This is a genomic window from Microbacterium sp. p3-SID336, assembly GCF_025143365.1.
GTDB lineage: Bacteria > Actinomycetota > Actinomycetes > Actinomycetales > Microbacteriaceae > Microbacterium.
Map to the genome: position 1 here is coordinate 1 of NZ_JALXPE010000097.1, position 7,661 is coordinate 7,661.

9 protein-coding genes are annotated in these 7,661 nt (G+C 71.5%); 3 read left to right on the plus strand and 6 right to left on the minus strand.

Annotated features, from left to right (window positions below; all coding sequences use genetic code 11):
- Positions 1 to 48 precede the first annotated feature (48 nt).
- From M3C17_RS18385 to M3C17_RS18395, 3 genes are all read right to left on the minus strand, one after another.
- Positions 49 to 1,311 (minus strand): sugar ABC transporter substrate-binding protein, encoded by a 1,263-nt coding sequence (locus M3C17_RS18385; RefSeq protein ID WP_259979501.1) that lies wholly within the window; start codon positions 1,309 to 1,311, stop codon positions 49 to 51.
- Positions 1,312 to 1,419: 108 nt separating this feature from the next.
- Positions 1,420 to 1,779, minus strand: a complete 360-nt coding sequence (locus M3C17_RS18390) for a CrcB family protein (protein WP_259979502.1) — start codon at positions 1,777 to 1,779, stop codon at positions 1,420 to 1,422.
- Complete coding sequence (locus tag M3C17_RS18395; RefSeq protein ID WP_259979503.1) at positions 1,776 to 2,150, minus strand: CrcB family protein; 375 nt, start codon at positions 2,148 to 2,150, stop codon at positions 1,776 to 1,778. The genes M3C17_RS18390 and M3C17_RS18395 overlap by 4 nt, the downstream gene beginning before the upstream one ends.
- An 87-nt stretch (positions 2,151 to 2,237) precedes the next feature.
- On the opposite strand from M3C17_RS18395, the gene M3C17_RS18400 reads away from it, so the two are divergent.
- The gene (locus M3C17_RS18400) at positions 2,238 to 3,764 is read left to right on the plus strand and encodes an FAD-dependent oxidoreductase (protein ID WP_259979504.1); all 1,527 of its coding nucleotides are present in this window, start codon (positions 2,238 to 2,240) and stop codon (positions 3,762 to 3,764) included.
- Between the two features lies 1 nt (position 3,765).
- Here M3C17_RS18400 and M3C17_RS18405 read toward each other — a convergent pair whose 3' ends face one another.
- From M3C17_RS18405 to M3C17_RS18415, 3 genes are all read right to left on the minus strand, one after another.
- Complete coding sequence (locus M3C17_RS18405) at positions 3,766 to 4,575, minus strand: nitroreductase family protein (RefSeq protein ID WP_259979505.1); 810 nt, start codon at positions 4,573 to 4,575, stop codon at positions 3,766 to 3,768.
- Positions 4,576 to 4,579: 4 nt separating this feature from the next.
- Positions 4,580 to 4,954 carry a hypothetical protein gene (locus M3C17_RS18410; protein ID WP_259979506.1) on the minus strand — a complete coding sequence of 125 codons (375 nt, stop codon included), beginning with the start codon at positions 4,952 to 4,954 and terminating at the stop codon, positions 4,580 to 4,582.
- A gap of 156 nt (positions 4,955 to 5,110) precedes the next feature.
- Positions 5,111 to 5,902, minus strand: coding sequence for a MerR family transcriptional regulator (locus M3C17_RS18415; protein ID WP_259979507.1), 792 nt, complete (start codon positions 5,900 to 5,902; stop codon positions 5,111 to 5,113).
- Positions 5,903 to 6,070: 168 nt separating this feature from the next.
- Here M3C17_RS18415 and M3C17_RS18420 point away from each other — a divergent pair, with 168 nt between their 5' ends.
- Positions 6,071 to 6,913: a DUF4097 domain-containing protein gene (locus M3C17_RS18420; RefSeq protein ID WP_259979508.1), complete on the plus strand. Its 843-nt coding sequence runs from the start codon at positions 6,071 to 6,073 to the stop codon at positions 6,911 to 6,913.
- Complete coding sequence (locus tag M3C17_RS18425; protein WP_259979509.1) at positions 6,910 to 7,536, plus strand: PadR family transcriptional regulator; 627 nt, start codon at positions 6,910 to 6,912, stop codon at positions 7,534 to 7,536. Before M3C17_RS18420 ends, M3C17_RS18425 begins: the two co-directional genes overlap by 4 nt.
- Positions 7,537 to 7,661: the final 125 nt, after the last annotated feature.

Here is a 7,661-nt window from a genome sequence, read left to right on the forward strand (position 1 = left end):
CCCCCCTCGGCCGGGGCGACCGCGCGCGGGGCGACGACGGTCATGCGCTCACTCCTGCTCGGCGTCCAGCGCGGCCTGCATCTGCTCTGCGAGGTCCTGCAGACCGTCCTTCGGGGAGACGGCGCCGGACCACACCTGCGACAGCACCTCGCTCTCGATGCTGGTCCACGCGGAGGTGTTCTTCGAGACCGGGTAGGGGACGGCGGTGTCGAGCGCGTCGATGTAGACCTGCAGGTCGTACTGCGGGAGCGCCTCGACCCACGCCTGCTGGGTGCCGTCGAACGCGGGGATCACGGTGCCGGTCTCGGCCTGGATCTTCGCGGCCTGCTCGCCGCTGGCGAAGGCGGCGAAGTCCTTGGCGGCATCGAGGTGCGGGCTCTTGGCGTTGGCGACGTTGCCGACGCCGTGGATCACGCTCTGGTTGCCCTCGGGCCCGGCGGGGAGCGGGGCCACGTCGACGGTCCCGCCGATGTCGGCGTTGTCGGCGTAGGCGATGGCGGCCCAGGAGCCGTTCTGGAACATGGCGACCTTGCCGGAGAGGAAGAAGTCCTCCGGGTTCGTGTCAGTCATCTGCTGCGCGGTGGGCGAGGAGCCCGCGGCGATCAGGTCCGTCCAGAGCTCGATGCCCTCCAGGGCCTCGGGCGAGCCGTAGCCGCTCTCGGTGCCGTCCTCCGAGATGACCTCGCCGCCGGCCTGCGCGATGGAGTTGTAGAAGTTCTCCTGCCCGTACTGACTGGCGGCGACGCCGTACTGCCCGGTCGCGGGGTCGGTGAGCGCGGCGGCGGCGGCGGTGAAGTCGTCCCAGGTCCACCCCGCGCTCGGGTACTCCACGCCCGCGGCGTCGAACAGCGCCTTGTTGTACCAGAGGGCGACCGTGTCGAAGTCCTTCGGGGCGCCGTAGAGCTTCCCGTCGTAGGTGTACAGGTCGACGAGGCCCTGCGGGTAGTCGGAGGCGTCGACGCCGTCCAGCGGCGCGAGCTGCCCGTTCGCGGCGTAGAGCTGGAAGTTCGGGCCGTTCATCCAGAAGACGTCGGCAGCAGAGCCCCCGGTGACCGCGGTCTGGAGCTTGGTGAAGTACTCCTTGTAGGGCGTGACCTGGATCTCGATCGAGACGTTCGGGTGCTCCTCCGTGTACGCGGCGGCGATGTCCTCCATCGCGGGCTTCTGGTTCTCATCCCAGATGGCGTAGCTGAGCGTGATGTCGCCGTCCGAGCCCTCGCCGGAGGCGGAGGAGGAGCAGGCGGACAGCGCGAGGACGGCGGCCGCCGAGGCGGCGAGGGCGCCGAGGGCGCGACGGGAGGTGCGGGGCATCGAGGTCTCCTTTGACGGGTGCACGAGCGGGGTCTACCAGTGTTAACCGTTTAGCGTTAAACGATTAACAGAGAGAGTAGCGTGCCCGCTCGACGGGGCGCAAGCGGTTCAGAGCGCTGCGCCTGCGGCGAGCCCGGCCCCCGCGGCCAGCAGCCCGAGCAGCAGCATGCCCAGCGCATCGAACAGAGCCGCACCCCGCTCGCCGTCCCGCCACAGCGCCACCGCATCGAGCATCGCCGTGCTGAACGTCGTGTAGCCGCCCAGCAGCCCCGCCCCCAGCACGAATGCGCCCTCGGGCAGCGCGGCCGTCACCAGACCGAGGCCGAACGCGCCGGAGACGTTCACCACGAGGATGCCCCACGGGAACCGGCGGCCGGCGAGCCGCGCGACCCCGAGGTCGATCAGGTAGCGCAGCACCGCCCCCACGCCCCCGGCGAGCGCCGCCGCGACGAAGATCAAGGGGGTCACGAGGCTGTCCCCCGGCGCGGGCGCCCGAGGCGCAGACCGAGCGCCGCGGCGGCGAGGCCCAGCACGAGGCTTCCCGCGGCATAGGCGACCGCGAGCAGCGGTGCCGTGTCCCACAGCGCGAGGGATCCGGTCATGAAGGCGCTGTACGTCGTGAATCCGCCCAGCACCCCCGTCCCCCACAGGATCCGCAGGTCGCTCGCCCCCGGCAGGCGGGCGGCCAGCACGCCGATGAGCAGAGCGCCGGTCAGATTGGCCAGCAGCACCGCGAAGGGGAAGCCGCCGCCCTCCGGCACCAGCAGTCCGAGGCCGAGTCGCGCCGCCGTGCCGACGGTGCCGCCGAGTGCGACGAGCAGGACGCGGCGGAGGTTCACGCTCGCCACTGTAGTCGCCGCATGACAGCGGTTCCGTCGATTGTCAAGCCGCTGGGGCCCTCGCGCTCCGCGTCGTTGACTGACGGCATGAAGCCACTCTGGAAGGTCGACCAGACCGCCCCCGCCGGCACCGCGTTCGAGCCGGAGGCACGGCATGATGTGATCGTGGTCGGCGCCGGGCTCACGGGTCTGTCGACAGCGGTCATGCTCACGCGTGCCGGCCTCGACGTCGCCGTGCTCGAAGCGGGCGAGGTCGCGCAGCTCGCGAGCGGCGGCAACACCGGCAAGCTCTCGCTCCTGCAGGGCGCGCAGCTGGCGACCATCCGCCGGCACCACTCCGCCTCGCTCGTGCGGGCCTACGTCGACGCGAACAGGGCCGGCATGGAGTGGCTGACGGGCTTCGCGGACGGCGCGGGACTGTCGTACACGCAGCGCACCGACCACACGTACGCGCACGGCCCTGACGGCATGGAGTCGGTGCGCGACCAGCACGCGGCGGCCAGGGAGGCCGGACTCCCGACGCGACTGCTCACCCCGCATGAACTCGCGGCCCCTTTCCCGGCCGCCGGGGCCGTCGCACTCGACGAACAGGTGACGATCGACCCGGTGGCGGTGGCCGACGCGCTGACCGCGGAGTTCCTCACGAGCGGCGGCACGCTGCACACCGGCGTGCGCGTGACCGGGGCCCACGCCCTGCCGGAGCCGCGCGTGGAGACCGCGCAGGGACCGATGTTCGCGGAGCACATCGTCCTCGCCACCGGCACCCCGATCCTCGACCGCGGACTCTACTTCTCGAAGGTCGCCGGCCTGCGGTCGTACTGCGTGTCCTTCCGCGTCGCCGGCGGAGTCCCTGAAGGGACCTTCATCTCGGCGGACAGCCCCACGCGGTCGATCCGTCCCGTGTCGGAAGCGGACGGCCCTGCGGCGACCGCACAGCTGGTCGTCGGCGGCAACGGCCACCCGGTCGGGCGCTCCGACGGCGAGACCGCGGCGATCGACGACCTCGTGGCGTGGACGCGGCTGCACTTCCCGGACGCCGAGGAGACGCACCGCTGGTCCGCGCAGGACTACCAGTCGCACAACCTCATCCCGTTCGTGGGCGCCCTCCCCCGCGGGCTCGGCCGCATCCGCATCGCCACCGGCTACGCCAAGTGGGGGCTGTCGAACGCCCCGGCGGCGGCGCTGCGCCTCACGGAGGAGATCATCGGCACGCGGCGGCGCGAGCGTCCCGCGTGGATGCTGCGCCTGGGCACGCGCCTCACGGTGCCCGCAGACCTCGCGCGCGGCGCGACCGAGGGAGCCAAGGTCGCCGCAGCCGCGACCAAGGGCTGGGTCGCGGCGGAGAGCACGTCGGTCCCGGTGCCGCAGCCGGCGGAGGGCCAGGGCGTGGTGGCGAACCGCGGCGGGCGCCCGGTCGCCGTGTCCACGGTCGACGGCGTCACCAGGGCCGTGAGCGCGGTGTGCACGCACCTCGGCGGCGTGCTCGACTGGAACGACGCGGAGTGCACGTGGGACTGCCCGCTGCACGCCTCCCGCTTCGCCGCGGACGGCACCCGCATCGAGGGCCCGGCGCTGGCCGACCTGGAGCAGCTCCCGCGCAGCACGAACCCCTGAGTCAGACCGCTCCGGGCGGCGGCCCGTCCCATCCTTGCTGCGGAGTGTCGCAGTCCTCGCGGAACACGTACTGCGAGGCGAGCTTGCGCTGACTGCTCGACCAGTCGATCGCGGGGCGCCGCTGCTCGGGCGGCAGGTAGCCGAGGCGGTACACGGCCATGAGCTCGAGGTCATCCGGCACCCGCAGCAGCCGCACGATCTCGTCCCACCGCCCCGGCACCTCCATCGGGAACGAGATGAACTGGATGCCCATGCCCAGCTCGACCGTGGTGAGCCACACGTTCTCCATCGCCGCGCCCATGCTGAAGACCGAGTAGAACGACGACAGCTGACCCGGCCGGTACTCGCTGCGGTCGAGCATCACGCCGAGCAGCAGCGGCGAGCCGGCTACGAGCTTGCGGTTCTCCGAGCCGAGCGTCTTGGGCACGCCGAAGGTGTTCATCAGGGTCTGGCCGCGCTTGGTGAAGACCTGTGACGTGAAGGGCCGCAGAGGTGCCGGCAGCTTGTCGAACAGCATGCCGCTGCGCTTCTCCTCCATCTCCGCCTCGCTGAAGCGGAAGTACGGCTTGTAGCGCTCGAAGAACGTGCCATTCGACATCGCCTCCGTCATGCTCTCGCCGGAGATGCGCGCGATCTCCTCGATGGTGTCGCGGCTCTCGATCACGACGAACCGCCATGGCTGGCTGTTCAGCTGCGACGGCGCCCGGCCTGCCGCTTCCAGGAGGATCCGCTGATGCTCCTCGGAGACCGGATCGGGCAGGAACGGCCCGTTCGTGGTCTTGCGGCGGCGGATGGCGTCGAGGAGCTCCATGCGTTCACTTCCGGTCGGAGGGGAGGCGCGAGCAGACGAGGCCCGCGACGACGAAGGGGGCGGCGGCGAGCGCCACGAGGGGGTGGCGGCGCGTGTGCGTCCCGAGGTACGGGATCGCCGCAAGAGGAGCGATGGCCGGCAGCAGCGCGAGGGCCGCACGACGGCTCGCCCGGCGCGGGGTGGCCCACAGACCGGCGCCGAGGGCCAGGGCCGTGGTGGCGCAGGTCGCGATGTAGAGCCCGTGGTGCACCCACCGGAAGTTCCGCGTGTCGATGACCCGGGCGGCGACGGCGGTGCCGAGCGCGCAGTTCGCCGCATAGGCGGAGGCCGCAGCGACGAACAGCGGCGCGGCGTTCGTGCGCCGGGTTCGGGGGGCCATGGCACGACCCTACGCCCGGGCACCGCTGCGGAGCTCCCCCTTGCGCGCCGCGCACGCGATTCGGTACGGCGGCAGGAGGCGCAGGGACCCCAAGCCCTCCGCCCGCACCCGTGAATGACCCGCGGCGGGGACACGGCTCCGGGACGACACGCCGGACTACAGCTCCGCCTCCGCGTAGATGCGGAGCGCGTCGCGCACGAACTCGGCACCACGCGTGCCGCCGTCGGAGGTGGCGTAGTTGGCGCCGAAGCGCGGGTCGGCGACGTACATATCGCCGAGTCCGATCACGTACGCCTTCACGTCGCCGCCCGGCACGGCCGCGGGTGTGCCGGGGATGCCCGTGAGCCAGGCGACGTGGCGCCGCGCGAGCTCCTGCGCCTCGGCCGAGGCGGGGTCGACTCCGCTCTCCGCGGCGGCGATCCAGTCGCGCCCGAGGTCGGACACGCGCTGCTGCCACTCGACGCGCTCGGCGTCGCTCATGCCGCGCCACCAGCGGTCGCTGTCGGCATAGGCCTGGCGACCCCAGCGCTCCTCGACCTCCTCCTTGTACTGCGTGTGGTCGAAGCCGTCGAACATGTTCTCTGCCATGGGTTTCTCACCTCCTCTCAATGCGGTGATGGTGGATTCGACCGACGCGATCTGCCGCGCCAGCCGGCTCTGCTCCTCGCGCAGCAGCGCGAGGTGGGTCTCGAGTGCCGCCGCCTCCCCGCCCGCGCGGCCGGCGCCGGCGTTCAGCACGTCGGCGATCTGCGGCAGCCCGAGCCCGAGTTCGCGCAGCAGCAGGATGCGCTGGAGGCGTACGAGCGCCGCACTGTCGTAGTGCCGGTACCCGTTGGCGGCGATGCGCGACGGCGGCAGCAGACCGATCTCGCCGTAGTGCCGCAACGTTCTGCTCGTCGTGCCGGCGAGCCGTGCGATCTCCTGGATGGACCATTCGGTCTTCGGCATCGCTCCTCCTCTGTCTGTGGCTTCCTCCGCCTGTGGTTCCTTCAGCCTAGAAGTTGACGTTGCGTCAAGGTCAATACCGATCTTCGATGGCCCTTGACCTGTCGAGATATATCGTGTTTACTGATGGCAACACGATATATCGTGAATCCCTCGACACAGGAGAAGCACATGACCGAGAAGTGGCTCATCGCCCCCGGCGAGGAACGCGTCATCGACATCGCCTCGGCGGCCCGGCTCAAGATCGGCCTGGTCGGCGGCCAGGTGGACGTCATCGCCCACGACGAACCCGGCATCCGCATCGAGGTGCACGGCGTCACCACCAAGGACCTCCGCGTGGAGTCGCGTGACGGCGAGGTCGAGATCGACCACCCTCAGCTCGGGTGGGACAACTTCCTGGAGGTGTTCCGCAACTTCGGCTCCGGCGGACCCCGTGCCGAGGTCAGCGTGGCCGTGCCGCGCTCGATCGCCCTGACCCTCGGCGTGGTCAGCGCCGGCGCGCTCGTCTCCGGCATCCGCAACGACGCCCGCCTGAACACCGTGTCGGGCGACATCATCGTCGACACGCTGATCGGAGACCTCAGCGTCAACTCGGTGTCGGGCGACGTGCAGGTGCGCGGCCTCACCGGCTCGCTGAGCGCGAACAGCGTCTCGGGCGATGTGGCGGTCACCGGGGCCGTCCGCAAGGCGACGGTCGACATCGTCTCCGGCTCGACGCTCGTCGACGCCTCCGGCGACGTGAACACCATCACCGTCAACTCCGTCTCCGGCGGCACGACGGTGCGCCTGGACGAATCCCTCGCCGCGAACTACGTGATCCGTTCGCTGAGCGGACGCCTGCTCATCGACGGCGTCGAACGCAGCTCGTCGGGCCCCAGCAACTACACCGGCACGACCGGGGAGCTCGCCGGGCGCTTCGTCGACCTGCGCGCCAACTCCGTCTCCGGCGGCGTGACGGTGCTGCGCCGCACCCCGGCATCGATCGCCGACGACCCCGAATGGGAGGAAGCATGAGTCCCGCGGTCTTCTCCCACGGCGACCTGCGGCTGTATCTGCTGTCGCTGCTCGCCGAATCGCCCCAGCACGGCTACGGCATCATCCAGTCGCTCACCGATCGCACGGGCGGCACGTACACGCCCAGCGCCGGCACCATCTACCCCCGCCTCGCGAAGCTGGAGGAGGAGGGACTGGTGACCAAGACCGTCGACGGTCGCACCACCATCTACGCGATCACGGAGGCCGGCCGTGCAGAACTCGCCTCCCGGGAGAGCGACCTGGCAGGCATCGAGGCGGGCATCACCGACTCGGTGCGCCTGATCGCGAACGAGGTGCGCCAGAGCGTGCAGGAGGCCATGAAGAGCCTGCGGGCCGACCTCGCCACCGCGGCGAAGGACGATCGCGCCGCGGCGAAGGGCCGCCCGCGCACCCCGACCGACGACGCCCGGCTCACCAGCCGGGAGGAGCTGCATCGTGCGGATGCGATCGTGAACGCGTTCCGCGCGCGCATCCGCACCGATCTGCGCACCCACGTGGCGAAGGGCGGCGCGCTGCCCGCCACGATCGTCACCGATCTCGAGAACGCGCTCGACGACGCCGCCCGGGGCGTGACGGCGGGCCTGAGCCGGTCGGGATCATGAACCCCGCGCCGCGGCCCGACCTCGAACCGCCCTCCGCACCCGAGTCGGCGTCGGCCGTACCGCTGCCGCGCGGGCAGGTCGTGCCGCCCGCCGCGCCCGCGGCGCATCGGCCCGCAGCGCATCGG

Bases quoted from the DNA above. Each gene is read 5' to 3' on its own strand.
- M3C17_RS18385 (WP_259979501.1), bottom strand. From the start codon at position 1,311: ATGCCCCGCACCTCCCGTCGCGCCCTCGGCGCCCTCGCCGCCTCGGCG.
- M3C17_RS18400 (WP_259979504.1), top strand. From the start codon at position 2,238: ATGAAGCCACTCTGGAAGGTCGACCAGACCGCCCCCGCCGGCACCGCG.
- M3C17_RS18405 (WP_259979505.1), bottom strand. From the start codon at position 4,575: ATGGAGCTCCTCGACGCCATCCGCCGCCGCAAGACCACGAACGGGCCG.
- M3C17_RS18410 (WP_259979506.1), bottom strand. From the start codon at position 4,954: ATGGCCCCCCGAACCCGGCGCACGAACGCCGCGCCGCTGTTCGTCGCT.
- M3C17_RS18415 (WP_259979507.1), bottom strand. From the start codon at position 5,902: ATGCCGAAGACCGAATGGTCCATCCAGGAGATCGCACGGCTCGCCGGC.
- M3C17_RS18420 (WP_259979508.1), top strand. From the start codon at position 6,071: ATGACCGAGAAGTGGCTCATCGCCCCCGGCGAGGAACGCGTCATCGAC.
- M3C17_RS18425 (WP_259979509.1), top strand. From the start codon at position 6,910: ATGAGTCCCGCGGTCTTCTCCCACGGCGACCTGCGGCTGTATCTGCTG.